The sequence below is a fragment of the Paenibacillus sp. FSL L8-0638 genome (assembly GCF_038593075.1).
Lineage (GTDB): Bacteria > Bacillota > Bacilli > Paenibacillales > Paenibacillaceae > Paenibacillus > Paenibacillus polymyxa_D.
Genome location: NZ_CP151960.1, coordinates 3,747,970 through 3,772,922, shown reverse-complemented (window position 1 = coordinate 3,772,922; position 24,953 = coordinate 3,747,970). Strand labels below are relative to the sequence as shown.

Annotated in this window: 24 protein-coding genes, 1 tRNA gene and 1 other annotated feature; of the genes, 20 read left to right on the top strand and 5 right to left on the bottom strand. The window is 46.2% G+C overall.

Translation table 11 applies throughout. From position 1 onward, the window contains the following. Positions 1 to 57 precede the first annotated feature (57 nt). The 8 genes from pgeF to MKY35_RS16770 all read left to right on the top strand — a co-directional run bounded on the left by pgeF (position 58) and on the right by MKY35_RS16770 (position 7,983). On the top strand, positions 58 to 942 hold the full coding sequence (pgeF, locus tag MKY35_RS16805; protein ID WP_342444296.1) for a peptidoglycan editing factor PgeF: 885 nt from the start codon (positions 58 to 60) through the stop codon (positions 940 to 942). 8 nt (positions 943 to 950) lie between these two features. After that, a complete protein-coding gene (locus tag MKY35_RS16800) occupies positions 951 to 1,652 on the top strand; it encodes a YggS family pyridoxal phosphate-dependent enzyme (RefSeq protein WP_342444295.1) in 702 nt (233 codons plus the stop codon). After that, positions 1,643 to 2,095: a cell division protein SepF gene (locus tag MKY35_RS16795; RefSeq protein WP_069010286.1), complete on the top strand. Its 453-nt coding sequence runs from the start codon at positions 1,643 to 1,645 to the stop codon at positions 2,093 to 2,095. The genes MKY35_RS16800 and MKY35_RS16795 overlap by 10 nt, the downstream gene beginning before the upstream one ends. Positions 2,096 to 2,102: 7 nt before the next feature. Then, complete coding sequence (locus MKY35_RS16790) at positions 2,103 to 2,360, top strand: YggT family protein (RefSeq protein WP_029517743.1); 258 nt, start codon at positions 2,103 to 2,105, stop codon at positions 2,358 to 2,360. An 8-nt stretch (positions 2,361 to 2,368) separates the two neighbouring features. Beyond that, positions 2,369 to 3,151 carry a YlmH/Sll1252 family protein gene (locus MKY35_RS16785; RefSeq protein ID WP_340956075.1) on the top strand — a complete coding sequence of 261 codons (783 nt, stop codon included), beginning with the start codon at positions 2,369 to 2,371 and terminating at the stop codon, positions 3,149 to 3,151. Between the two features lie 172 nt (positions 3,152 to 3,323). After that, on the top strand, positions 3,324 to 3,833 hold the full coding sequence (locus MKY35_RS16780; protein WP_023989434.1) for a DivIVA domain-containing protein: 510 nt from the start codon (positions 3,324 to 3,326) through the stop codon (positions 3,831 to 3,833). 166 nt (positions 3,834 to 3,999) lie between these two features. Next, positions 4,000 to 4,281 (top strand) — a binding site (T-box leader). 79 nt (positions 4,282 to 4,360) lie between these two features. Continuing rightward, positions 4,361 to 7,450: an isoleucine--tRNA ligase gene (gene ileS, locus MKY35_RS16775; RefSeq protein WP_342444294.1), complete on the top strand. Its 3,090-nt coding sequence runs from the start codon at positions 4,361 to 4,363 to the stop codon at positions 7,448 to 7,450. Positions 7,451 to 7,635: 185 nt separating this feature from the next. Beyond that, positions 7,636 to 7,983, top strand: coding sequence for a DUF5665 domain-containing protein (locus MKY35_RS16770; RefSeq protein ID WP_029517740.1), 348 nt, complete (start codon positions 7,636 to 7,638; stop codon positions 7,981 to 7,983). A 22-nt stretch (positions 7,984 to 8,005) separates the two neighbouring features. On the opposite strand, the gene MKY35_RS16765 is transcribed toward MKY35_RS16770, so the two are convergent. Continuing rightward, positions 8,006 to 8,740 carry a TraR/DksA C4-type zinc finger protein gene (locus MKY35_RS16765; RefSeq protein WP_342444293.1) on the bottom strand — a complete coding sequence of 245 codons (735 nt, stop codon included), beginning with the start codon at positions 8,738 to 8,740 and terminating at the stop codon, positions 8,006 to 8,008. Positions 8,741 to 8,975: 235 nt separating this feature from the next. On the opposite strand from MKY35_RS16765, the gene lspA reads away from it, so the two are divergent. The 12 genes from lspA (at position 8,976) to MKY35_RS16705 (ending at position 21,341) form a co-directional block, all read left to right on the top strand. After that, positions 8,976 to 9,473 carry a signal peptidase II gene (gene lspA, locus MKY35_RS16760; RefSeq protein ID WP_029517738.1) on the top strand — a complete coding sequence of 166 codons (498 nt, stop codon included), beginning with the start codon at positions 8,976 to 8,978 and terminating at the stop codon, positions 9,471 to 9,473. Between the two features lies 1 nt (position 9,474). Further along, positions 9,475 to 10,446, top strand: a complete 972-nt coding sequence (locus MKY35_RS16755) for an RluA family pseudouridine synthase (RefSeq protein ID WP_342444292.1) — start codon at positions 9,475 to 9,477, stop codon at positions 10,444 to 10,446. Between the two features lie 504 nt (positions 10,447 to 10,950). Further along, complete coding sequence (pyrR, locus tag MKY35_RS16750) at positions 10,951 to 11,517, top strand: bifunctional pyr operon transcriptional regulator/uracil phosphoribosyltransferase PyrR (protein ID WP_029517736.1); 567 nt, start codon at positions 10,951 to 10,953, stop codon at positions 11,515 to 11,517. Beyond that, entirely contained in the window at positions 11,514 to 12,428 is a 915-nt protein-coding gene (locus MKY35_RS16745) for an aspartate carbamoyltransferase catalytic subunit (RefSeq protein ID WP_165149113.1), read from the top strand. The genes pyrR and MKY35_RS16745 overlap by 4 nt, the downstream gene beginning before the upstream one ends. A 59-nt stretch (positions 12,429 to 12,487) precedes the next feature. Then, positions 12,488 to 13,810, top strand: a complete 1,323-nt coding sequence (locus MKY35_RS16740) for a dihydroorotase (RefSeq protein ID WP_165149116.1) — start codon at positions 12,488 to 12,490, stop codon at positions 13,808 to 13,810. 61 nt (positions 13,811 to 13,871) lie between these two features. Beyond that, a complete protein-coding gene (carA, locus tag MKY35_RS16735; protein ID WP_069010289.1) occupies positions 13,872 to 15,008 on the top strand; it encodes a glutamine-hydrolyzing carbamoyl-phosphate synthase small subunit in 1,137 nt (378 codons plus the stop codon). Between the two features lies 1 nt (position 15,009). Continuing rightward, positions 15,010 to 18,225, top strand: a complete 3,216-nt coding sequence (gene carB / locus MKY35_RS16730) for a carbamoyl-phosphate synthase large subunit (RefSeq protein ID WP_342444291.1) — start codon at positions 15,010 to 15,012, stop codon at positions 18,223 to 18,225. 67 nt (positions 18,226 to 18,292) lie between these two features. Further along, positions 18,293 to 19,087, top strand: a complete 795-nt coding sequence (gene pyrF / locus MKY35_RS16725) for an orotidine-5'-phosphate decarboxylase (RefSeq protein ID WP_342444290.1) — start codon at positions 18,293 to 18,295, stop codon at positions 19,085 to 19,087. Beyond that, complete coding sequence (gene pyrE, locus MKY35_RS16720) at positions 19,084 to 19,725, top strand: orotate phosphoribosyltransferase (RefSeq protein ID WP_342444289.1); 642 nt, start codon at positions 19,084 to 19,086, stop codon at positions 19,723 to 19,725. The genes pyrF and pyrE overlap by 4 nt, the downstream gene beginning before the upstream one ends. A gap of 146 nt (positions 19,726 to 19,871) precedes the next feature. After that, positions 19,872 to 20,036 (top strand): hypothetical protein, encoded by a 165-nt coding sequence (locus MKY35_RS16715; RefSeq protein ID WP_014282411.1) that lies wholly within the window; start codon positions 19,872 to 19,874, stop codon positions 20,034 to 20,036. Between the two features lie 124 nt (positions 20,037 to 20,160). After that, a tRNA-Ile gene (locus tag MKY35_RS16710) sits at positions 20,161 to 20,234 on the top strand. 405 nt (positions 20,235 to 20,639) lie between these two features. Beyond that, the gene (locus MKY35_RS16705; RefSeq protein WP_342444288.1) at positions 20,640 to 21,341 is read left to right on the top strand and encodes a hypothetical protein; all 702 of its coding nucleotides are present in this window, start codon (positions 20,640 to 20,642) and stop codon (positions 21,339 to 21,341) included. 470 nt (positions 21,342 to 21,811) lie between these two features. Here the strand turns inward: MKY35_RS16705 and MKY35_RS16700 are convergent, their stop codons facing one another. The 4 genes from MKY35_RS16700 to MKY35_RS16685 form a co-directional block, all read right to left on the bottom strand. Then, positions 21,812 to 22,144 (bottom strand): hypothetical protein, encoded by a 333-nt coding sequence (locus MKY35_RS16700; RefSeq protein ID WP_342444287.1) that lies wholly within the window; start codon positions 22,142 to 22,144, stop codon positions 21,812 to 21,814. Positions 22,145 to 22,285: 141 nt separating this feature from the next. Beyond that, positions 22,286 to 22,528 (bottom strand): hypothetical protein, encoded by a 243-nt coding sequence (locus MKY35_RS16695; RefSeq protein WP_342444286.1) that lies wholly within the window; start codon positions 22,526 to 22,528, stop codon positions 22,286 to 22,288. Positions 22,529 to 22,758: 230 nt separating this feature from the next. Beyond that, positions 22,759 to 23,091, bottom strand: a complete 333-nt coding sequence (locus tag MKY35_RS16690; RefSeq protein WP_342444285.1) for a hypothetical protein — start codon at positions 23,089 to 23,091, stop codon at positions 22,759 to 22,761. A gap of 292 nt (positions 23,092 to 23,383) precedes the next feature. After that, positions 23,384 to 24,880 (bottom strand): GDSL-type esterase/lipase family protein, encoded by a 1,497-nt coding sequence (locus MKY35_RS16685; protein WP_342444284.1) that lies wholly within the window; start codon positions 24,878 to 24,880, stop codon positions 23,384 to 23,386. Positions 24,881 to 24,953 lie beyond the last annotated feature (73 nt).

The following is a 24,953-nucleotide window of genomic DNA, read 5'->3' as shown; positions in this document are numbered from 1 at the left end:
TGTTGTGAAGACACAGCGGCGGCTTTTTGGTACACTGGGCAGTAGAGGTGAGAATGAATGGAACCATTTGTAGTGAATACCGAGGCTACGGGGGCTATGCCAATGCAAGATGGCGGACGTCCCGTACCGGAGTTGTTATATATTCAATCCTGGGAACGACAGGTTCAGGGATTAACAGCGGGTTTTACAGGTCGTCATGGAGGTGTCAGTGATGTTCCCTACGCTAGTCTGAACTGTGCGTTTCATGTAGGAGATGACCCCGAGAAAGTCATTCGTAACCGGCGGCTCATTGCAGAGCAACTTGGTTTTGCTGCTGAAGCATGGACGTGCGGTGAGCAGGTTCATGGTCATCATGTTGCTGTGGTCAAGGCTACTGACCGCGGGCGGGGCTTTATAGATCGTGCATCCGCTTTTCAGGACACAGATGGACTGTTGACGAATGTACCTGGCATTTTGCTGACGTCTTTTTATGCAGACTGTGTACCCTTATATTTTTGTGATCCAGTGCGCCGTGTGATTGGGCTGGCGCATGCAGGCTGGAAGGGAACCGTTGCGGAAATCGCATTGAAAATGGTACAGACCATGCAAAACGAATATGGATCTCAGCCGTCTGATATACTAGCAGCTATTGGTCCTTCCATTGGTTCTGAATCCTATGAGGTGGATGAGCACGTGATGAACCAAATTCGGGTTTTGGAGCATGATTGCCCGGGTAATGATAAATGGGAAGGTTCGGTTTACTTCCCCTTAGCCGACGGTAAAACACTACTTGACTTGAAACAATGCAATCGACACATTATGATGAAAGCAGGAATATTGCCGAGCCATATCGAATGTACTACCTTATGCACGAGTAGCCGTAGCGATTTGTTTTTTTCATATCGCAAAGAAGGCGGCGTCACAGGAAGAATGGCGAGTTGGATTGGTCTGGAAGAGAGGTGAGTCCTCCCGTGTCTTTGGAGGAACGAATTAAAGAAGTGAATGCCCGTGTAGAAGCGGCATGTGCCCGAAGCGGACGTTCGCGTGATGAAGTTAATGTGATCGCTGTCACGAAATATGTTTCGGCGGCGACAATGACATCGGTATTGGATAGCGACTTAGAGCATGTGGGCGAAAATCGCTGGCAGGATGCTGCGGATAAATGGAGTAAGTTTGGTGACCGGGGAACGTGGCATTTTATTGGTCATCTCCAAACGAATAAGGTTAAAGATGTGATTGGAAAATTTAAATTTATACATTCGCTTGACCGCTTATCGCTCGCTCAGGAATTGGATAAGAAGGCAGCTGCTCTGGGACTGCGAGTTAAAGCTTTTGTGCAAGTCAATATTTCTGGGGAAATGTCCAAATATGGCTTGTCCTCTGAGGCGGTTGTCCCCTTTTTGGAACAAATTCGCGAGCTGGAACATGTGGACGTGATTGGCTTGATGACGATGGCTCCTCATGAGGAAGACCCGGAAAAAACTCGGCCTGTGTTTCGGGGATTGCGTGAATTACGGGATAGGTTAAATGGACAAGCCTTGACCAGGGAACCCATCGTTCACTTGTCTATGGGGATGTCCAATGATTTTGAAGTGGCGGTTGAAGAAGGAGCGACCTGGCTGCGGCTTGGTTCCGTACTGGTCGGACGAGAGGAGGATTTCCATTGGGCGTAATGAATAAGTTCATGAACTTTCTGGGGCTTCAGGAAGAAGAGGAAGTTATAGAGCGAGAGGTTATGAATACGCAGGAAGATCAAGAAATTGAAACCCCAAGCTTTGATAAACGTAAGAACCAAAAGGGCACTAATGTTGTCAGCATCCATTCACAGAAAAATGTGAAAGTTGTCCTGTATGAGCCGCGTTCTTATGATGAAGCACAGGAAATTGCCGACCATATCCGTTCCCATCGCACCGTCGTTGTCAATTTGCAACGAATTCGCAAGGATCAGGCGCTACGCATTATTGATTTTTTGAGTGGTACTGTGTATGCACTGGGTGGTGGTATTTCCAAGGTCGGGAATAATATTTTTCTGTGTACACCAGATACGGTTGAGATTCAAGGCTCTATTACGGAAATACTGGCTGACACTGAACAAGAACTTAACAGAATGAGGTGAACTTTTCTTGATCGAGGTAATTTACTGGCTATTTCAGATTTATTCGTACATGATCATTGCATATGTTCTACTGTCATGGCTTCCTAATGCCAGAGAGAGTGTGATTGGTGATTTACTAGCCAAGTTTGTGGAGCCGTATTTGTCTCCTTTTCGCAGGTTTATACCGCCAATCTTCGGGATGATTGATATTTCACCTATCGTTGCGCTGATTGCTCTGCGTTTTGCGTCGTACGGTTTGATTTCTTTAATTGGTAAGCTCGTCTAGGAGGAGTTATGCGAACTGAGATTTATGAGCATTTTCACCCGGATGAACGGGATTATGTGGATCGTGCTTCCGAATGGATCAGTCATGCGGGGGCTTATCATGAGCAGAAGCTGACTGATTTTTTGGACCCGCGCCAACAGTACATATTGGAGACACTTGCTTCGAAGGAAGACAAGGTCACGATTAGGGTAGATGGCGGATACATGGCTTCGGAACGAAAGCGGGCGCTGATTGCGCCCGATTATTCGTATTTGGACGGTGAGGAGATGGGGATTCAGGTCCTTTCCATCACATCTGACGATCTTAAAATAGGTACCCTTGAGCACGGTGATTATCTAGGTGCCCTACTGGGACTTGGAATCAAACGTGGGAAAATTGGAGATATTCATGTACTGGATGATGGGTGTCATGTATTGGTAGCTTCAGAGATCGGTGATTTTATGACGATGCATTTGCAGCAGGTACACCGTGTTCATGTATGGACAGAACTGTTACCTGTAGCGAGTCTGCGAACGAAGGAAGTTGCATTAGAGACGCTAGACCTGACGGTCGCTTCTTTGCGTCTGGACGGTATTGCCAGCGATGTGTACAAGCTAAGCCGCAGTAAAATATTAACACCGATTCGGGCGGGACGGTGCAGGGTAAATTGGAAGGTGGAGGAGAATCCATCCACTCCACTTAAAGCTGGAGACGTTATTTCCATGCAGGGTTTTGGGCGTTTCAAAGTGCTTGAAACAGACGGGATGACAAAAAAGGGAAGATTCCGTGTCAAAATTGGTAAGTTTGTATAGCTGTAGGCAGGAATCACGAGCTTTCTGTCGAAAGAATTAAGCTATAGCGAAGAACTGGAACGATTTTGCTCTGTACAGTATTCACAAAACGGGGTATGATGACCGATAGATGATAGTGAGCGTCGTGACGCGGAAAATGTATTTTTTGTCAATCTTATAGGAGGTGGACGGCATGCCATTAACGCCATTGGATATACATAACAAGGAATTTGCCCGCCGGCTTCGCGGTTATGATGAGGATCAGGTTAATGAATTTTTGGATCAGGTGATCAAAGATTACGAGGGCGTTATTCGTGAAAATAAAGAACTGAGCACCGAGTTGTTGAACGTACAGGAGAAGCTCGATCATTTCGCGACCATTGAGGATACGCTGAGTAAGACGATTATCGTAGCGCAGGAAGCCGCAGATGAAGTTCGTAACAACGCCAAGAAAGAATCCCAACTGATCGTGAAGGAAGCGGAAAAAAATGCGGACCGTATTGTGAACGAAGCATTGTCCAAATCCCGCAAGATCGCGTTGGAGGTTGAAGAGCTGAAGAAGCAGGCATCGATTTACCGAGCACGGTTTCGTACACTGGTGGAAGCACAGCTTGACTTGTTAAGCCAAGACGGCTGGGAAGCTCTTGAAAACCGGGAACGCGAAGTACTGGAGCGCGAGCGTGAGATGAAAGAAATTTACTAATTTCATTTCTGACAAGCTTTTATTAGGCGTTGTTAGGGTTGACTTTTATCTTTAAACAGGCTATAACTGTAAATACTATACTGAATTCAATGATTATCCGTTCGTCGGCTGATGGTTGTTATTCAAGCAACGATGTTGCTGATTTAATTTCGATGAATTTAACATGTTTAATTCGTTGATGGGAACGAGTACGTCATGATTTGTCCCTCAGAGAGTTGGCCTTCCGGTGCAAGCCAACGTTCAGAACATGACCGAAGATCCTCCCGGAGAAGTGAGCTGAAGCGCTTAAGATGTATGGCGTGTGTAAGCAATCACCGTTTGCCATGCGTTATAATGGCGCCCTGCTGTAGTTGAGTGGGGCTCAGAGAGCCGTGATGAGACTGTATTTTTAGAATGGTCTGTTTTTACGGAATCAGGGTGGTAACGCGAGCACAGTCTCGTCCCTTTACAGGGATGGGGCTTTTTTTGTTGCTTTTTTTAGGAAATGCTAGGGAAATCAATGATGAGCAGAGAGGGAGTATGACAGTATGAACAGAGTGGATGTTAAAGAAAAAGCACGGTCCCGTGACCTGCGCATCCTGAGCAAATGGAAGCAGGAGGACACATTCCGTAAATCTATCACAAATCGTGAAGGAAAGCCGAATTTTGTGTTTTATGAGGGCCCACCAACAGCTAACGGTAAACCGCATATCGGTCACGTGCTGGGCCGTGTAATTAAGGATTTTGTGGGCCGCTATCAGACAATGAAGGGATACCGCGTCGTACGTAAGGCAGGCTGGGACACGCATGGCTTGCCGGTAGAACTAGGTGTACAGAAGCAACTGGGGATCTCCCATAAACCTGAAATTGAAGAATACGGCGTTGAAAAGTTTATTAAAAAATGTAAGGCGAGTGTGTTTGAGTACGAGCAACAATGGCGTGATCTAACCGAAGCGATCGGATACTGGACAGACCTCGATAACCCGTACATTACATTGGATAATAATTATATCGAGAGCGTATGGAACATTTTGGCGACCATTCATGAAAAAGATCTGCTGTATCGTGGTCATCGTGTGAGTCCGTATTGCCCGGATTGTCAGACAACGCTAAGTTCTCATGAAGTAGCGCAGGGCTACAAAGATGTAAAGGATCTGAGTGCCACGGCCAAATTCAAGCTGCATAGCAGTGGTGAATATGTACTGGCTTGGACGACAACACCTTGGACCTTGCCGAGTCACGTGGCGCTCGCTGTCAACCCTGACCTGGAATACGCACGTGTGAAGCAGGAAGATGGTGTATACATCGTTGCTAAAAATCTGGTTGAAGACGTCATTAAAGGCGAGCATGAAGTGATTGGCACGCTATCTGGTTCAGAACTGGTTGGCCAAACGTATACCCCGCCATTTACGTATTTTCAGGTTGAGAAGGGTAATCAGATTTTGGGTGCGAAGTTCGTAACAGATTCCAGCGGTACAGGTATCGTTCATATGGCTCCGGCGCATGGTGAGGATGATTACCGGGTATGTCGTGAAAATGGTGTTGAATTCATCAACGTGGTGGATCTTCAAGGTAACTATGTAGAGGAAATCACTGATTTTGCAGGTCGTTTTGTGAAAGACTGTGATGTAGATATTGTAAAAATGCTGTCCGAAAAAGGCCTGCTGTACAGCAAGGAAAAATACGAGCATAGCTATCCGTTCTGCTGGCGTTGCGATACTCCATTATTGTACTATGCTATGGACAGTTGGTTTATCAAAACAACTGCGATCAAGGATCAACTGATTGCCAACAACAGCGAAGTCGAATGGTATCCGGGTCATGTACGTGAAGGACGTTTTGGCAAGTTTTTGGAGGAACTGGTGGATTGGAACATCAGTCGTGATCGCTATTGGGGTACACCGCTAAACATCTGGGTTTGTGAGGAAACTGGAGAACAGTTTGCTCCGCATAGTATTGCTGAATTGAGGGAACGTGCGATTGGCGACGTACCAGCGGACATCGAGCTGCACAAACCATATGTAGATGATATTAAGGTTCGTAGCCAATGCGGTAAATACGAAATGACTCGTACACCGGAAGTGATCGACGTATGGTTTGATAGCGGCTCCATGCCGTTTGCACAGCATCATTATCCTTTTGAAAATAATGAAACGTTCGAACAGCAATTTCCGGCAGATATGATCTGTGAAGGGATTGACCAGACTCGTGGCTGGTTCTATAGCTTGCTTGCGGTTTCGACTATGCTGACTGGCAAAGCTCCTTATAAAGCTGTCATGGCGACAGGCCATGTACTGGATGAGCAAGGGCAGAAAATGTCCAAATCAAAGGGTAATGTTATTGATCCGTGGGAAGTGATTGACGAGTACGGTACAGATGCTTTCCGCTGGGCATTGCTGTCCGATAGTGCACCATGGAATAGCAAACGTTTTTCCAAAGGCATCGTAGGTGAGGCTAAATCGAAGCTGGTAGATACGCTTGTGAATACACATGCTTTTCTGACCTTATATGCGGATATCGACGGATTTGATCCGGCACAGCACCCGTTCAAACCATCGGCTCATAAGTTGGATCGCTGGATTTTGTCCCGTCTGAACAGCCTGATTTTGGTAGTGGACAAAGCGCTGGCTGTAAATGACTTCCTGAACTCATCCAAAGCAATTGAGTCGTTTGTGGATGAGCTGAGCAACTGGTATATCCGTCGTTCACGCGACCGATTCTGGGGCAATGGTCTTACAGAAGATAAGCTGGATGCATACCGTACACTGACTGAAGTGCTGTTAACGACTGCCAAACTACTTGCGCCGTTTACACCACTGCTTGCAGAGGATATTTACCTCAACCTGAGCAACGGGGAAAGTGTTCATCTGGATGATTATCCGACTGCCAATGAATCCTTGATCGATCTGGAATTGGAACGAGATATGGAAACGGCACGTCGTGTCGTTGAATTGGCGCGTAACGTCCGCAACGAAACGGGTTTGAAAACGCGTCAACCGTTGTCCGAGTTGATTCTATCCATGGATCAGGATTTTGAACTGAGTGGCTATGAGGAAATCATCAAAGATGAGATTAACGTGAAGCATATTCATGTTGAGACGGACGATAGTGGCTTTGTAGATTTTACACTGAAACTGAATTTGAAAGTAGCAGGCAAGAAATACGGCAAAAATGTCGGTTTCCTACAAAACTTTTTCAAAGGAATGTCTGCTGAGGATACCCGTTCTGTTGTAGAACAGGGAATGTTAAATGTCGCTTCTCCAGAAGGTGAAGAGCTGCAAGTTACAGCCGAAGAATTGCTGGTGGAGAAAAAAGCGAAAGAAGGCTTCGCTTCTGCTTCCGGTTATGGCTTAACGGTAGCGTTGAACACGGACATTACACCGGAGCTGGAGCAAGAGGGCTGGGTACGTGAAGTGGTTCGTGCGGTACAGGATTACCGTAAAAAACTGGATCTGCCGATTGAAAAGTATGTGGCGTTGACGTTGAATGTAGATAAAGAGCTGCGTCAGGCCATCGAAAGCTTCGACTCTGTATTGCGTGAGAACGTATTGGTTACGACTGTGACATTTGGTCAAGCCGAACCGGCAGAACATGTGGAAGTGAACGGTAAAACCATCGGCGTTCATATTGGGGAATAATTACAAGCCCCCTGTCCCATAATACAATAACAGGCAGCATATAAAAACGAGCCTAAGCATCGGAAACGGGTATTCTCCGTTACGTGCTTCGGCTCGTTTGCTGCGTTCAGGGCAGCCATGGGAAAAGGGGGATTGTGCATATGACGGCACGATCAAGGCGTAGACAGAGGAGGAGTCTCCGAGGGATGAACGGAGAAGGAGCTGCCATAGCCACAGATAAAAGCAAAATAGGTAATCAGACAGAGCGATTAAGTCGTGTTGAAAAGCTGATACGTGCTGTGTCAGAGCAGATGGAACGGACACGTATTGCAGATTACGCTTTGCTGCTAAATAAGCCTTGGCGATTACTCTGGCTAAATCTAATATCAGGTGTTTCCCGGGGAATCGGCATCGCGTTAGGTTTTACTTTTTTTGCCGCTACCATTATTTATGTGCTGCAAGTGCTCGGTGCGCTAAATTTACCGATTATCGGTGATTATATCGCTGATATTGTACGGATCGTACAACGACAGCTGGAGCTTACTACCTATTAGGCAGCGATCTCCACTTTGAAGTTCACGATTCGTCTTCGTGCGTATCCGGCTCCAGTAGACCTTCGCCCTCGCCATCTTCGATATAACGCTGATAAATGGAACTGCGAATAACGGATACATTTTGTCCATAAATGTCAGTAGCAACAAAGCTTTCGTATGGTTCTACGAAGCCCATATTATCGTCGTCTGCTTCAATTTCCATATCATCATAACTGTGGATTTCTCCGCTTTCGGCCATGGCTGGGGTGTTAGAGGTACCCCAATTTTCGACGATCTGCCAGGCATCTTCACCGTCGAAGCCGTTTTGATCATCACGCTCATCCAGACTCGTTCTGCCGAACGAGGGAGCGAGAAATTCTTCCTCCACTGGGCGGCGGTTAGACACTTCTGTTTCGGGACTGTACTCTTTGCAGTAAATGGTATAGGGAACAGCCAGTAGGCGTTCATAGGGAATAGGTTTACCGCTGGCGGCGCAAATGCCATAGGTCCCCTTGTCCATTGCCATCAAGGCTGATTTGATACGTTCCAATTGAAACTCATCATGCTCCAGTAAGGAAATATCTTTGGCTCGCTCGTAGGTTTCGGTAGCCAGATCGCCTGGATGATTATCAATGGGAGAAAGCTCACCGGTTTGATCGCGCTGTGAATCACCGAGTCCGTAATGGTCGTTGTTTTGCAAGCGGTGCTCAATTTCCTTTTTGCGTTCCAGCAGTTCGTTACGCAGACCCTGCAATTGTTGCTCCGTCAATGGGGACATGGAATCCTCTCCTTGTTCTAGGTTTCATGCGCATGCGTTGTGTCGAGTATGCTCCTTGTAGTTTGCACCGGGAAGACCTCTTTTACATAGGAAATTCTAATCAAATGCGAAGGAGTTCATTTTATGGATGGTCTGTGCTTGATAGCTTGCGGGTTTCGTGGACGATCTGAGAACGCTTATGCTACAATAAATGGGTTCAACAACGGATATAAGCGGATCGGAGTGACGAAGGACTGTGATTTATTTTGGTATTGCGCTAATAATTTTTTTGATTGATCAGGGAGTCAAATATTTGGTGGCTACACGAATGGAATTGTACGAACAAATACCAGTCATCGGCAATTTCTTTTTAATCACCTCCCATCGTAATCGTGGAGCTGCTTTTGGGATTTTGGAAGGTCAACGTTGGCTTTTTATCGTGATTACAATTGTAGTGGTGATTGGTATCGTCTGGTATCTGCGAAAAACAGTTAAGGCTGGACAAAAGCTACTTCCTGTTGCGCTAAGTTTAGTGCTGGGGGGAGCAGTCGGTAACTTTCTGGATCGAGCTATTTCAGGGGAAGTGGTTGATTTTGCACAATTTAATTTTGGAAGCTATACGTTCCCCATTTTTAATGTGGCAGATTCGGCAATTGTCATCGGTGTAGCATTGATTATTTTGGATACATTGCTGGAATCGCGTCGGGAAAAGGGAAATGGCAATGGCAATGATAGCATCGAAGGGAAGTCATAGCATGAGCGAAGTGAATGAAAATGGCGAAGCCGCAGGTCTGTCTTATGAGGACGAACTGGAGGGTGAATCTCTGGAATGGACAGCGGCTTCCGGGGATGCCAAAACGCGTATTGACAAATATATCGCCGAAGAAATGAAGGAAGTGTCTCGTTCTCAGATACAGCTGTGGATCGGAAATGGTCGTGTGCTGGTGAACGGTACGACGATTAAGGCGAACTACAAGCTGGCTGAAGGAGACCGGATTGTATTATCAGTACCGGAAGCAGAAACTGTAGATATTGTTCCAGAGAATATTCCGTTGGATGTCGTTTACGAGGACTCGGACGTTATTGTTATTAACAAGCAACGTGGTCTGGTCGTGCATCCTGCACCGGGACACTCTTCGGGAACATTAGTTAACGCACTGATGTACCACTGTCACGATCTTTCGGGCATTAACGGGGAATTACGTCCTGGTATTGTTCACCGTATTGATAAGGATACATCAGGACTGCTGATGGCGGCTAAAAATGATCAGGCTCACGCATCACTTGCAGCACAGCTTAAGGATCATAGTGTGACTCGGAAATATATAGCCTTAGTTCACGGTCATTTGAGCCACGATCAGGGAACGGTAGATGCTCCGATTGGCCGTGATTCGGGTGATCGCAAATTGTTTACAGTGACGGAACGTAACAGCAAGCATGCCGTCACCCATTTTCTCGTCATTGAACGATTGGGGAATTATACCCTCCTTGAACTTCAATTGGAAACAGGACGAACACATCAAATTCGTGTTCACATGAAATTTATTGGACACCCATTGGTTGGTGACCCTATGTATGGGCGCAGCAAAGGGGTTCGTATGGATGGTCAGGCGCTGCATGCGGCGGTACTGGGCTTTAAGCACCCATCCACTGGAGAATACATGGAATTCAGCAGACCGATTCCTCCTGATATGGAGGATGTGTTAGCATCCTTGCGTAGTCGTTAAAACAATGATAATTTGCATTCCTATTCACAAACCTGAATAAATTATTAAGTTAAACCGCCTAAATGGCGGTTTTTTTATTGTGAGACAAGGTATGGGTAAAAACAACTATGGATAATTATACAATGAAGTTGTATAATTATTAGAGTGCTTCCGGTGGTTCCGGTTGAACGGGTGTTGACACGCGATTTTCAATCTGTCATACTTCTTATAGTTGCGATGAACTTTGTCCAAGAGATGGCTAACCATCTCACACTATGAGAAGCAGGACAAAGGAAATCCTGAATAGCACCTTTAAATCAGTCCCGTGAGGCTGGCAAGGTAACGTGAATGGATCACTGATCAGTGCATCCGCTGCGGCGGTATGTCTTCAGTGTGTCCGAGAGATCGGAGAACAGTAGAAGACTGTTCACACGAGACTCCTTGCCAAACTTGGGCAAGGAGTCTTTTTTGTATCCGAACACGGGACCAGGTCTGAAGGGAACATCACCTGAGGAGGCTGGAAGCATGAGTAATGAAACACATGTACTGATGGATGAAATTGCGATTCGTCGGGCATTGACACGGATTGCACATGAAATTTTGGAGAAAAACAAAGGTATTGACGATTGTGTGCTAGTAGGTATTCGAACACGCGGAGTTCATCTGGCGCAACGCCTGGCTGAAAAAATTGCTGAGATTGAAGGCGCACCAATTCCATGGGGAGAGCTGGACGTCACAGCCTACCGGGATGACCGGAACAGCGTAGCCGAAGCTAAAGGAAATGGAAAAGAGCTTTTGATGAATCCTGCTGACGTATCGGTTCATGATAAGAAAGTCATTCTCTTTGACGATGTGCTGTACACAGGCCGCACCATCCGCGCGGCGATGGATGCATTGATGCACTGCGGACGACCGCAAATGATTCAGCTGGCAGTGCTAGCGGATCGCGGACACCGTGAGCTTCCGATTCGTCCGGATTACATCGGCAAGAACATCCCGACCTCCAAATCTGAGGAAATCGTAGTAGCCCTTCAAGAGACGGACGGTAAGGACGAAGTGACAATCATTCAGAACCGGGGGGAACAGCTATGATCACCACAGCCAGTCAACTTAAAGAGCGTAGCCTACTCGGGTTAAAGGAACTTAGCCGAAATGAAATCGAGTCCATTCTGGATCGCGCTCATTATTGGGAATCTCAACCAGAAAAACTGGTTCCAGTACTGCAATCACGCTTTGCGGCCAACATGTTTTTTGAAAACAGCACTCGTACCCGCTTTTCTTTTGAAATGGCAGAGAAGCGGCTGGGCGCTCAGGTTTTGAACTTTTCCGCTGCGGCTTCCAGTGTGGAAAAAGGGGAGTCCATTTACGATACAGTACGTACGCTCGAATCCATGGGCATTGATGCAGGAGTCATCCGGTTAAAGCCAGCCGGAGTGCTGCAAGAACTCGCTGAGAAGGTCAGTGTTCCACTGGTTAATGCGGGGGACGGCAACAATGAGCATCCAACGCAGGCTCTGCTGGACCTGTACACCATGCGCAAAACTTTCGGTGAGCTTAAAGACTTGAGAGTATCCATCATAGGAGACATTCTGCACAGCCGTGTCGCCCGCTCAAATCTGTGGGCCTTGCAAAAATTTGGAGCCAAGGTTAGCTTCTGCGCTCCTGATAATATGCAAGCACCTGATCTTGCGGCCTACGCGCCTTATGTTCCGATGCAAGAGGCACTACAGGCGGACGTGGTCATGATGCTTCGGGTACAGCTGGAACGGCATGCCGAAGGAATGTTGCGCTCAGCGGATGAATACCGAGAGCAGTACGGTTTGACAGAGAAAAGAGCAGCGAACCTGAAGCCCGGAACGATTATCATGCATCCAGCTCCAGTGAATCGGAATGTGGAAATTGATAGTGCAGTTGTGGAAAGCGAACAATCGCGAATTTTTCCGCAAATGGCAAACGGGGTTCCGATCCGCATGGCGGTTATGGAACGGGCAATGAAGCTGTAGAAGCTGTCAGTAGGATCGTAGGGAAAAGTTGCAAAAAACTGAGCGGAGGAATATTTCAGATGAAACAATTAATTATGAATGCAAGCGTATTGAACGAGCAGGGCGAGGCTGAATTGAAATCTATCCTAATTGCCGACGGAAAGATTTTGGCTATCGCAAGTGCGGATGCTGGAATCAGCCTACTTATGGAAGAAGGCGCATCTGGGCAGGAGCGCGAAGTCGAGAAGGTTGACGCCCAGGGAAAGCTGGTCATCCCCGGTTTAATCGACATGCATGTGCATCTGAGAGAACCCGGCTTTGAATATAAAGAAACGATTGAAACGGGCAGCCGCGCAGCGGTGAAAGGCGGATTTACGACGATTGCCTGCATGCCAAACACCCGTCCAGTGACGGACAATGTGGACACAGTTCAGCTGGTATTGAAAAAGGGACAGGAAGCCGGGCTTGCCAAGGTTCTTCCTTACGCAGCCATTACGAAAAACGAACTGGGTCGTGAGCTGACAGATTTTGAAGCGCTCAAAGCAGCAGGTGCCATCGGCTTTACTGACGATGGTGTCGGGGTGCAAAGCGCGCAAATGATGAAGGACGCCATGGCGCGGGCCAAAGCACTGGATATGCCGGTTATTGCACACTGTGAGGATAACACACTTGTTGAAGGAGCGGCAGTGACGGACGGCGAATTTGCCAAGCGCCACGGGCTTAAAGGCATTCCGAACGAATCTGAAGCGATTCACGTCGGACGGGACATTTTACTATCCGAGGCAACCGGGGCACACTATCATGTATGCCATGTCAGCACGGAGCAGTCAGTGCGGTTAATCCGCCATGCGAAATCTTTTGGCATCAAGGTAACGGCTGAGGTATGCCCGCACCACTTGGTATTGTCAGATGAGGATATCCCTGGGCTGGATGCGAACTGGAAAATGAATCCTCCGCTACGCTCCCCACGTGATGTGCAGGCATGCATCGAGGGACTGGAAGACGGTACGATTGACATCGTCGTAACCGACCATGCAGCGCACAGTGAGGAAGAGAAGGCAAGGGGGATGGAGCTGGCGCCATTCGGGATCGTTGGATTTGAGACGGCCTTCCCGCTGTTGTACACGAAATTCGTAGCTACCGGACAGTGGACGCTGGACTTTCTGGTGCGTCGTATGACTGCTGATCCAGCGCGTGTCTTCCGCCTTGATACGGGACGCCTGGAAGAAGGGGCTCCAGCTGACCTCACCATGATTGATCTGGAGCAGGAGCAGGCAGTTGATCCGCAAACGTTTGCCAGCAAAGGACGCAACACTCCGTTTACAGGCTGGAAGCTCAAAGGCTGGCCTGTGAAAACTTGGGTAGATGGCAAACTGGTATGGTCTGCTGACGAAGCAAAATAAATAGAAACCACTAAAAAAATAGAACCTTATAGCAGGAAACAATATAGAGGAGTGAGACGGGATGCAGGCAAGATTGTTACTTCAGGACGGCACGCTGTTTACAGGCACATCATTTGGTGCGGAAGGTGATAAAACAGGTGAGGTCGTTTTCAACACAGGGATTACAGGCTATCAAGAGGTGCTTACTGATCCCTCTTACTGCGGACAAATCGTAACGATGACTTACCCGCTGATTGGCAACTATGGAATTACTCGTGATGACTTTGAATCGGTACGGCCTTATGTCCATGGCTTTGCTGTTAGACATTACGAGCCAGCGCCAAGTAACTGGCGTGCTCAATACAGCGTGGGCGATTTGCTGAAGGAATATGGCATCATTGGCATTAGCGACATCGACACCCGCATGCTTACCCGGATTATTCGCCATCACGGCACGATGAAGGGCATTTTGACGACTGGTTCCCAGCCGCTGGAAGAACTGAAAGAAATGATGTCTGACTTGACCATTGAAGAACTGCGCAATCAGGTTCCTATGACTTCTACACCTCATCCGTACAGCAGTCCTGGCAACGGAGAGCGGATCGTATTAATTGACTATGGTGCAAAAAGCGGCATTTTGCGCGAACTGAACAAACGGGACTGCGATGTGGTTGTCGTTCCGCATGATACGACGGCTGAGGAAATTCGCCGCTTGGACCCGGACGGTATTCAGCTGTCTAACGGCCCTGGGGATCCGAAAGACGTACCCTATGCCGTTCGTACGGTAGCTGAATTGTTAGGGGAATATCCGATTTTCGGAATTTGCTTGGGACACCAGTTGTTCGCTTTAGCTTCGGGAGCGGATACGGAAAAGCTGAAATTCGGACATCGCGGTGGTAACCATCCGGTGAAAGAACTGGAGAGCGGACGCTGTTTTATCACATCACAAAATCACGGCTACACGGTGAATGAGGATTCGATCCAAGGTACTGAGCTTGAAGTGACGCATATTAATAACAACGATAAAACGATTGAAGGTCTTAAACATACCAAGTATCCCGCGTTTTCGGTGCAATATCATCCAGAGGCTGCACCAGGACCTTACGATAATGGTTACCTGTTTGACCGCTTTCTGGACATGATCCGTGAGCACAAAAGAAATCATCCAAAGCAACCGCGTCAGGCTGCTATCGCCGCCGCAGTGAGAGGAGAGCGCTAATATGCCGAAAAATACAGAACTTAAAAAAATACTTGTGATCGGTTCCGGTCCTATCGTCATTGGTCAGGCAGCAGAATTTGATTACGCTGGTACACAAGCTTGTCAAGCGCTCAAAGAAGAAGGCGTCGAGGTAGTACTGATCAACAGTAATCCGGCAACCATCATGACAGACACTAACATGGCAGACAAAGTATACATCGAGCCGATTACACTTGACTTTGTAACACAGATTATCCGTCAAGAGCGTCCAGATGGTCTGCTTCCTACGCTGGGAGGACAGACAGGTCTGAATATGGCAGTGGAACTGGCTCGCGCCGGAGTGCTGGAGCGTGAAAACGTCAAGCTGCTGGGAACTCAACTGAATTCAATAGAAAAAGCCGAAGATCGTGATCTGTTCCGTGATTTGATGCGCGAGTTGGAACAGCCTGTACCGGAGAGTGTCATTGTAACAACCTTGGAAGAATCGTTAGAATTTGCTAACGAAATCGGTTATCCAATTATCGTTCGCCCGGCTTATACGCTAGGGGGAACAGGCGGTGGTATCTGCTCCACAGAAGAAGAACTGCGTGAAACCGTCAGCTCTGGCTTGAGATACAGTCCAATCGGACAATGTTTGGTGGAAAAGAGTATCGCAGGTATGAAGGAAGTCGAATATGAGGTCATGCGTGACGGCAATGATAACTGTATCGTTGTCTGCAATATGGAGAACTTTGATCCAGTCGGCGTGCATACTGGCGACAGTATTGTCGTAGCTCCGAGTCAGACGCTGTCAGATCGCGAATACCAAATGCTGCGCTCTGCTTCTCTGAAAATTATCCGCGCCCTCAATATCGAAGGCGGTTGTAATGTACAGTTTGCGCTTGATCCGCACAGCTATCAATACTATGTCATTGAAGTAAACCCGCGCGTAAGCCGCTCCTCGGCGCTCGCTTCCAAGGCAACCGGATATCCGATTGCTAAAATGGCTGCCAAAATTGCACTGGGTTACACGTTGGATGAAATTGTGAATCCGGTAACGGGACAGACGTATGCTTGCTTTGAGCCAACATTGGACTACATCGTAAGCAAAATACCACGCTGGCCATTTGACAAATTCATTTCTGCCAACCGCAAGCTGGGCACGCAAATGAAAGCAACGGGTGAAGTCATGGCCATCGGACGCACATTCGAAGAGTCCATCCAGAAAGCGGTACGGTCATTGGAAATCGGTGTACACCGTCTGCATCTTAAGGGAGCCGAACAGCTGTCTGATGACGTGCTCAAGGATCGTCTGATTAAAGCAGATGATGAGCGGTTGTTCTTGGTAGCTGAGGCGTTCCGTCGCGGCTGGCAGCAGCAGGAGATTCAAGATTTGACGAAAATTGACTGGTGGTTCCTCGATAAGGTAGAGGGAATCATCAAGTTCGAAGCCATCATCGCTGGAGAATCTGAGCTGACCAACGAAACACTCTATCAGGCCAAACGTAAAGGCTTTACCGACCGCTCGATCGCCGAGATTCGCAGTATGGGCCAAAACGACAGTATGACAACCGAGCGTGAGGTACGTGAATTCCGTCTAGCTCAAAACCTGCGTCCGGTCTACAAAATGGTAGACACATGCGCAGCCGAGTTTGAAGCCACAACTCCGTACTACTACTCCTCTTACGAGGTGGAAAATGAAGTGATTCCATCTAGCAAAGAGAAAGTTATCGTACTCGGTTCCGGACCGATTCGGATCGGGCAAGGGATTGAATTTGATTACTCCACCGTACATGCGGTATGGGCTATTCAAAAAGCGGGCTACGAAGCAGTGATTATCAATAACAACCCGGAGACGGTATCTACGGACTTTAACACATCTGACCGCCTCTACTTTGAACCGCTCTTCTTCGAAGATGTAATGAATGTTATCGAGCAGGAAAAACCGATTGGGGTTATCGTCCAGTTCGGGGGTCAAACGGCCATTAATCTCGCAGCTCCACTGAGTGCGGCAGGCGTGAATATTTTGGGTACGAGTCTGGAAAGTATCGATGAAGCGGAAGACCGGAAGAAGTTTGAGCAACTTTTGTCTCGTCTGGCTATCGCACAGCCTAAAGGCAACACGGTCACATCAGTTGATGAAGCAGTAGGAACCGCACAGGCGCTGGGCTATCCGGTTCTGGTACGTCCATCCTACGTTCTGGGCGGACGCGCTATGGAAATCGTGTACTCAGATACGGAATTGCTGCGGTACATGGAAGAAGCGGTTAAAATCAATCCAGAGCACCCGGTGCTCATCGACCGTTATATGTTGGGTAAAGAAGTTGAGGTTGACGCCATCTGCGACGGCGAGACAGTATTGGTACCAGGCATTATGGAGCATGTAGAACGGGCCGGGGTTCACTCAGGTGACTCTATCGCGGTGTATCCACCACAGCACTTGTCTGCCGAGTTGAAACAAAAAATTGTGGAAATTACAATCAGCATCGCTAAGGAATTGAAGACCATCGGTCTGGTAAATATCCAGTTTGTTATTCATCAAGACGAGGTGTACGTAATCGAGGTTAATCCTCGCTCCTCGCGGACGGTTCCTTTCTTGAGTAAAGTAACAAATATTCCGATGGCAAATCTGGCGACACAGGCTATTTTGGGCGGTAAGCTTAAAGATGCAGGTTATTCAGAAGGTCTATGGCCTGAAAGTAATTATGTCTCGGTTAAGGTTCCGGTATTCTCCTTTGCCAAACTGCGCCGTGTAGAGCCGACGCTGGGCCCGGAAATGAAATCGACAGGTGAAGTTATGGGACGCGATATTCAGTATGCCAAAGCACTGTACAAAGGACTTGTGGGGGCTGGCATGAAAATTCCATCCACTGGAGCAATAATCATCACAGTGGCAGATAAAGACAAAGAAGAAGCTGTCGAGTTGATGCAGGGCTTTTACAGACTGGGCTATAAAATTATTGCAACAGGTGGAACAGCGGCTGCTATGGAGCAAGCCAACATTCCAGTGAACACGATCAATAAGCTGAGCGAAGGGAACCCGAACATCCTGGATATGATCCGTACGGGTGAAGCCAACTTTGTCTTCAATACGTTGACCAAAGGCAAAACGCCAGAGCGTGATGGATTCCGTATCCGCCGCGAAGCAGTTGAGAATGGCATTGTCTGCATGACCTCACTGGATACAGTACGCGCTTTGCTAAGAATGCTGGAAACAATCAATTTCACATCCGAATCCATGCCGGTCCTGAGCAAATAATGCGTTACGAATAGATGTGAGGAAATAAGTAGCACAGGGAAGGACATTCATCAGCTTCGGCTGACGGATGTCCTTTATCACGGGCAAATGCACCCGAATTGACGTAAAGAGGGGATGGAGAACGGTGAATGGAGCATTTCAGCAGATGGCAGGACGGCTGATGGTTGCGTTAGATTATCCCAATGCACAACAGGCTGAGCAGTTAATTCGGCAGCTAGAAGGGATTCCTTGTTATATAAAAGTAGGTATGCAACTGTTTTATAGTGCAGGGCCAGCTTTTGTAGAACAGCTAAAGTCCAGAGGATACTCCGTATTTCTGGATGTAAAAATGCATGATATCCCTAACACGGTGCGGGGAGGGGCAGAGAGCATTACCCGCTTAGGTGTAGATATGTTCAACGTACATGCTGCTGGGGGCGTTAATATGATGTCAGCCGCTAAAGCTGGTGCAGAAGCAGCTATTTCCGCAGACAGCTCGCTTTCCATGCCGCTTATTATTGCAGTCACACAGCTGACCAGCACAGATCAGACGACCATGAATAAGGAATTAGGTATTCCTGGTACGGTACAGGATGCAGTGGTTCGTTACGCACAACTGACCCGTGAGGCGGGACTGGATGGTGTGGTAGCTTCACCTTTGGAAGTGCCTGCCATTCGTGCTGTATGTGGATCAGACTTTAAGACGATAACTCCTGGCATACGCCCGGCAGGTAGTGCTACAGGAGATCAGTCGCGTGTGCTTACACCTGGCCAAGCCATTGCACAAGGCAGCAGCTACATTGTCGTTGGACGTCCTATCACCGCAGCAGCAGACCCACGCGCCGCAGCGGAACACATTATTGAGGAGATGATACAAGTATGACCACATTCAATAGTATACCTGAGCAAATTGCATCCCATCTGTTACGTATTCAGGCGGTGGCATTGCGCCCACAACAGCCTTTTACATGGACATCCGGCATTAAATCGCCAATCTACTGTGACAATCGCCTGACCATGTCCTACCCGGAGGTGCGCGAGCTGATCGCAGACTCATTTGCTGCCCTTATTCGTGAGCAATACCCCGAAACTGAAGTCATTGCAGGGACAGCTACAGCAGGGATTCCTCATGCAGCCTGGGTGGCGCAAAAGCTAAATCTGCCAATGGCCTATGTGAGGGACAAAGCCAAAGGACATGGGAAAGAGAACCAAATCGAAGGCCGTATTAGCGCAGGTCAGAAGGTTATGGTTATCGAGGATCTTATTTCTACAGGAGGTAGCTCCATTAAAGCAGCACAGGCCGTAGCACAAGCAGGCGCTCAGCCACTAGCGGTACTGGCCATTTTCAGCTACCAGCTAGACAAAGCAACTCAAGCCTTTGAAGAAGCAAGTGTGGAGTTGCAAAGCCTGTCCAATTATACAGCCCTGATGAATGTTGCCTTGCGAGAAGGAACCATTCAGGAAGAAGAGATGGAATTGCTGCGTTCCTGGCGTCAGGACCCCGCTTCCTTTGGGAAATAAGATGAGCTATAGGGGCCAATAGGTCTAATGATTAAAGCGATTCGTACTCGTTACTAACCATTGTAGATTGTTATGGCCAGACCGTGTAAATCGAATTCGATCCGGTTACACTAACTCCTACCATCATGTGAAAAGAGGGAGCTCGGATGTATTGGATTTACTATGGCAGACTGTACACGACTAAATTTCAGGCAGGATGTCTGGCAAAAAGGTTGGAGCACGACGGCTGGATGTATGGCTACAATGATCCCCGCGCAGTGGAGGTGTACCGCTCGCGCAAAGGTCGTTATGGTGTCCGATTTATTCCGTAAGTACACGAAAATAATTTTTAAAAAGAAAATTTTCGAAAGACTATTGACGAAACACAAGAAAATGTTGTATATTAATTAACGTTGCTGTTATGAATATGTGACGTGAATATACATGTTTTTTTGAGGGCCCTTAGCTCAGTTGGTTAGAGCGGTCGGCTCATAACCGATTGGTCGGGGGTTCGAGTCCCTCAGGGCCCATTTCCTCAAAAACCCTTGCTTAGCAAGGGTTTTTTTGTCGTTTATAGAAGCATTAGGAAAAGAGTGACACAGGACTACTGAAAGTGATTTACAAGATGGAAACTTAAAAGTGACCCTCTTATTAATCAATTAAATTAATTAAACTTTTTGAAAAAGGAAGAATGGTATTGAATAATTCATCTATGAGAACCTTTTTCCAAAGGAAGGATAACTTGGGGGACACTGTTTCCACAAAGAATACTATCTTATTAGTAGAAGTCCTTATATACCTATTTATTCATTTGTCGAAGTATTTTTAAGTTGATGACATAAATAAAGTAAAAATTGCCCGGACATTTATAACTATGACTTTATAAGCTAAGCATGTAGTTAACAATCATATTGATCAGCGAAGGAGTGGTGATTGTGAAGAACAAGGTGGGAAGTTTGAAAACTTCCCGAAAAAGTCCGGCTCAGCAATTAAGAAAAAAAGGAAAGCAAAATTTTATTTCATCTGTCAGATCGCTTCAGCTTATTACCTTACCCGAAGTAAAAAATCTAAAGGGCAAAAAAATCCGAACGACTGTACCAAATATAACCGGGACAATTACCGCCACAGTAGGAGATTATGATTCGAATACAAACCGAGTCCAGTTGATTAATATTATTAGTGACAGAACAGGAGTAAACTATGGAAATCTAAGTTATCTTCCTGATGAATTGAGTGGCTTAGAAGTGTTAGGCGGTGGGACACCAACACCAACACCAACACCAACACCAACACCTCAAAATTGTGCCATAACTGGAGGTAAAGGTAATCTCCTTTATTCGGGAGAAGCTAGTATCTCGATAGGGTCGGTAAGTTACACGGTACATGAATGCCAAATCGAAGTAACGCCAAAAGTTGCCGGAATACCTGTTCAAAAGTTTGTATTGAATAGAGACAAAAATAGAGTTGAAGGTACTTACCCTACAAGCATAGTAACAAGAATAAAATTTGCAATATGGGTAGTAAACAAGGAATTATGGATCGAAGTTGAATCTCAACACAAAAATTTATTGGGTAAATGGCTTAAGACTACGGGAGGAAAAACTAAAGTTGGTTCTTGGTCAGGATTGAAGTTTTAAATAAATTTAATAAGAGAGCAGTGAAGGTACCTTTCCTGCTCTTTTTATCTCTTGTAAAACAAAAGCTGTCGCACATACTCTTTTTTTTCTCAGCCGACCGCCTTTGAATACTGTCGCTAAAGGTATTGGGAATTATGAGAATCAGCGTTTTTGGTATCGAGGGATAGGGAACAGATCGGATCGAAAGATTATTATGTCATTTGTTTTTTGCCACCTCAACAAATTTATAAAGTTCTTTTTTTGAGAGGAATACCTATTGTGGACCGAAGTCTTGCCACCATGTTCTTCTATAGTAGAGTAGTTGTTCATATTTTATAATTACAATAACTATATCGTGACTGAACAAGCATCTCCAAAGTTTTATTCAATTTCGGAGCAAATCAGAATTTATAGTTTTAGGAATATAGGTGAAAGGCAACGGGATAATAACATACCCAAAACGGGGAAGGGGAAGAAAAACTATAATTTTGTTAAGGATACATTTGAGGATACCAATTTCTTGGGTAATAGCCATCACCAGGCACACCAGTACCGGGCATACCACTACCAGGCGTACTCTCGACAGGCATACCACTACCAGATGTACTTCCGCCAGGTATAACAAGCTGCCCTGCCGCAGCAATCGCTATAATATCATCAGCTGTTGTAAATTGGGGTGCATCTGGTAGTGCTCCCTGAGGGAAAAACTTAACAGATCCAAAATTAGCGCCAGACGAAATATCAACTTCTTCAATATAAGCGGTTTTGTAAATAAACCCATTACTCAATATCATATCTACCTTTTTTCTCAAAACTTTTGGCATTAGGAACCGTTAAATATTGTATACTTCGATTTCTATTACGTTCATGTAGCTTTTCTTCCTAAATTTAGGTGAATGCAATCCATTGTATGTCTGTATATTTAAGGTTGCAATATTTGGGTTTTGAAGGGTCCGTATGATCTGTTATAAATACATATCCGTAAGGTCGCCCCATTGCAACATCGGTTGAATCCCAAACATCGTAATTTTTCCTTTAATCAACACTCCTTGGTTTGTAAAAACATTTACTTCTTTATCTAAGTAAAGTTGTTTGATTAATTCTGGATATAGAGGGGGACGGGCATCAAATTGCATAGCGACAGGATAGTAATAAACCCAAAAAGCTTGCATTAAAATTAACCACCACCTTACAATAAAATATTTCATACTGATAAACGCCTAATTTACTTAAACAAATTATTTAAACTAGCTACTGCTGGTGTATGTACGAATAATAATTACGATTGCATTAAACAAAAGCACTGCCCCAATAAACGGACAGTGCTTCTTTTGATATTCTCGAAATCACTTAACAAAGTGCCTAAGAAACTCGCTATCAAATCACCATTTTGATAATGATCGTTGACTCCGCATTCCCAGGAACGCTTATTCCAACCTTAGTTTACCTTAACGGTATACACCATTCTCAATTTACCGTTACCACCGTAAATCTCAACTCTTGCATTTGTTGTAGTGGTAGTTGTTACCACGCCGGACTCGGAGACGGTGACATTTCCGCTCGCCACTTTATAAGTATCCCCTGGGTAATTTGACAGCGCATAGGAATAATTTCGTGGCAATGTAGCCGTTCTGTAATATACTCCGTTAACTTGTACAACTGGCGTAATTACCGGAGAAGGGCCTACTGCCGCGGAAGCGCTAGGGACGATGATACTACCAATTAGCCCCAAAGACATAGCTGTTGATAATAGTATTTTCTTAGTATTCATAAAAAATTCCTCCTGATGTATGATATGAGCTCCTAAAATATACCATGTAAAATTATTGACTTCGTTTTATTCGACAAATGTTGTCAAAATAATACAACAAAACGATTCTAAAGTCCTATAAGATACAAAATAATTAAAATATAACAATTAAAGAAATTCATTTTATTGTACTGCATTTTTGAACTATTCTCTATAGCTGGGCAATCTTTGACCTAAAGCGAATAAAAAACGGACGTCAGAGTGATTAGTTCCAAGTCCGTTTTTCGTGTTTATATCTATTTAGTTCTTGATATCAGTTGACAAGTTGGTGCGCAAGCCTCTCACCGCTGTCTGGATTCTTTTCTACCATACGCTGTTTTAATGCAGACAGTTCCGCACAATGACGAATGGCTTCCGCTATAAGCTGGGCGACCTGTTTGGCTCCTTTGTCAGAAAAATGGGTATTATCCGTTACACCAGCGGGGTAATTAGGGTGCGCTTTTTCAGGCAAATGCATAAATAGCTGCTGGGACTCTTTTTCACCCATGGAACGATAAAGCCGCTGAGAAGCTTCAAAAATATCGAGCAACGGTGTTTGGGTTTCCTCGGCTACTTGTCTCATGGCAGCGGGATAGGCTCCTACAGCCAGCGGATCAGGTTCACCGTCTGCGGTGAATCGGCGGCGGCTTACAGAGGTCAATAGCACTGGAATTCCACCACGCTCTCTAGCGGACTGAATGTATTGAATTAAGTTTTGACGATACTCTCCATCAGGATCGGTGTAGCGAGTGGGGTCTTCTTTTTTCTCATCATTGTGTCCAAATTGAATAAACAGATAGTCTCCAGCTTGAATGTCTTTCTCAATATCAGCTAATCGGCCTTCTGCTATAAAAGATTTGGTGCTTCGCCCATTGACGGCACGATTGTCCACATGAACAGACGGTGCCAAGTAGCTTTGCAAGTATTCGCCCCAGCCTGTCATCGGTTTTTCGGTAGCCCCTTTTTGAGCTGCAGTGGAGTCCCCGGCGATAAACAGTCGAGTTGTCATCTGTTGTCTCGCCCGAGCATATCCATGTTTTTGAAGCCAAGTTTCCGCCAGATTGAGCCATTGATGGCATTCATGGTTGTCCTCTGACAGTCCCAAGCCGTGTCGTCCTTCCTCAAATACATGCAGTTCAAACGGAATACGTTCCCTGGATAATGAAAAAGCGAACAACAGACTATTTTCTACCGGTACAGCGCCATCATTGGCTGTAGTCCACATCAAAGTAGGAGGTGTCTTTGAAGTCACTTGCCGATCGGATGAAAAGGCTTGAAGCTGTTCCAGCGTCGGCTGTTCCCCTAAAAAATGCGTACGGCTTCCGATATGTGTATAAGGCTCATAAAATGAAATTACAGGGTATCCCAACAACAGAAGATCTGGCTTTACCGTCCCTATAGTGGAGACAATGGAGGCCAAGTGACCGCCTGCTGAAAAACCGATGAGCCCCACTTGGTCAGGGATGACCAGCCAGTCATGCGGTGTTTGGCGAATCCATTGCAGAGCATGTTCTACATCCTCCAACAAGGAAGTAATCTCGAAATCACCGACTTGATACTCCAGCACACCCGCATGAATACCTAGATCGTTCAACCACCGAGCTATAGGCTCTCCTTCATGTGAGGCCAAATGCTCGTAACCACCGCCAGGTAATACCAATATAAAAGGACGAGCTTCACGAACTGCTACGGGATAGAGGGAGAGAAAGGAAGTTTCTGACGGAAATTCTTCTTTTACAATCGGTTCTTTAGGACTAACAACATGTAACATAAGTAATTCCTCCAAATTTCTTTTTAACTGCCGCCAACCAAACAAAATCGACTTAAATTGGAATGATACGGAT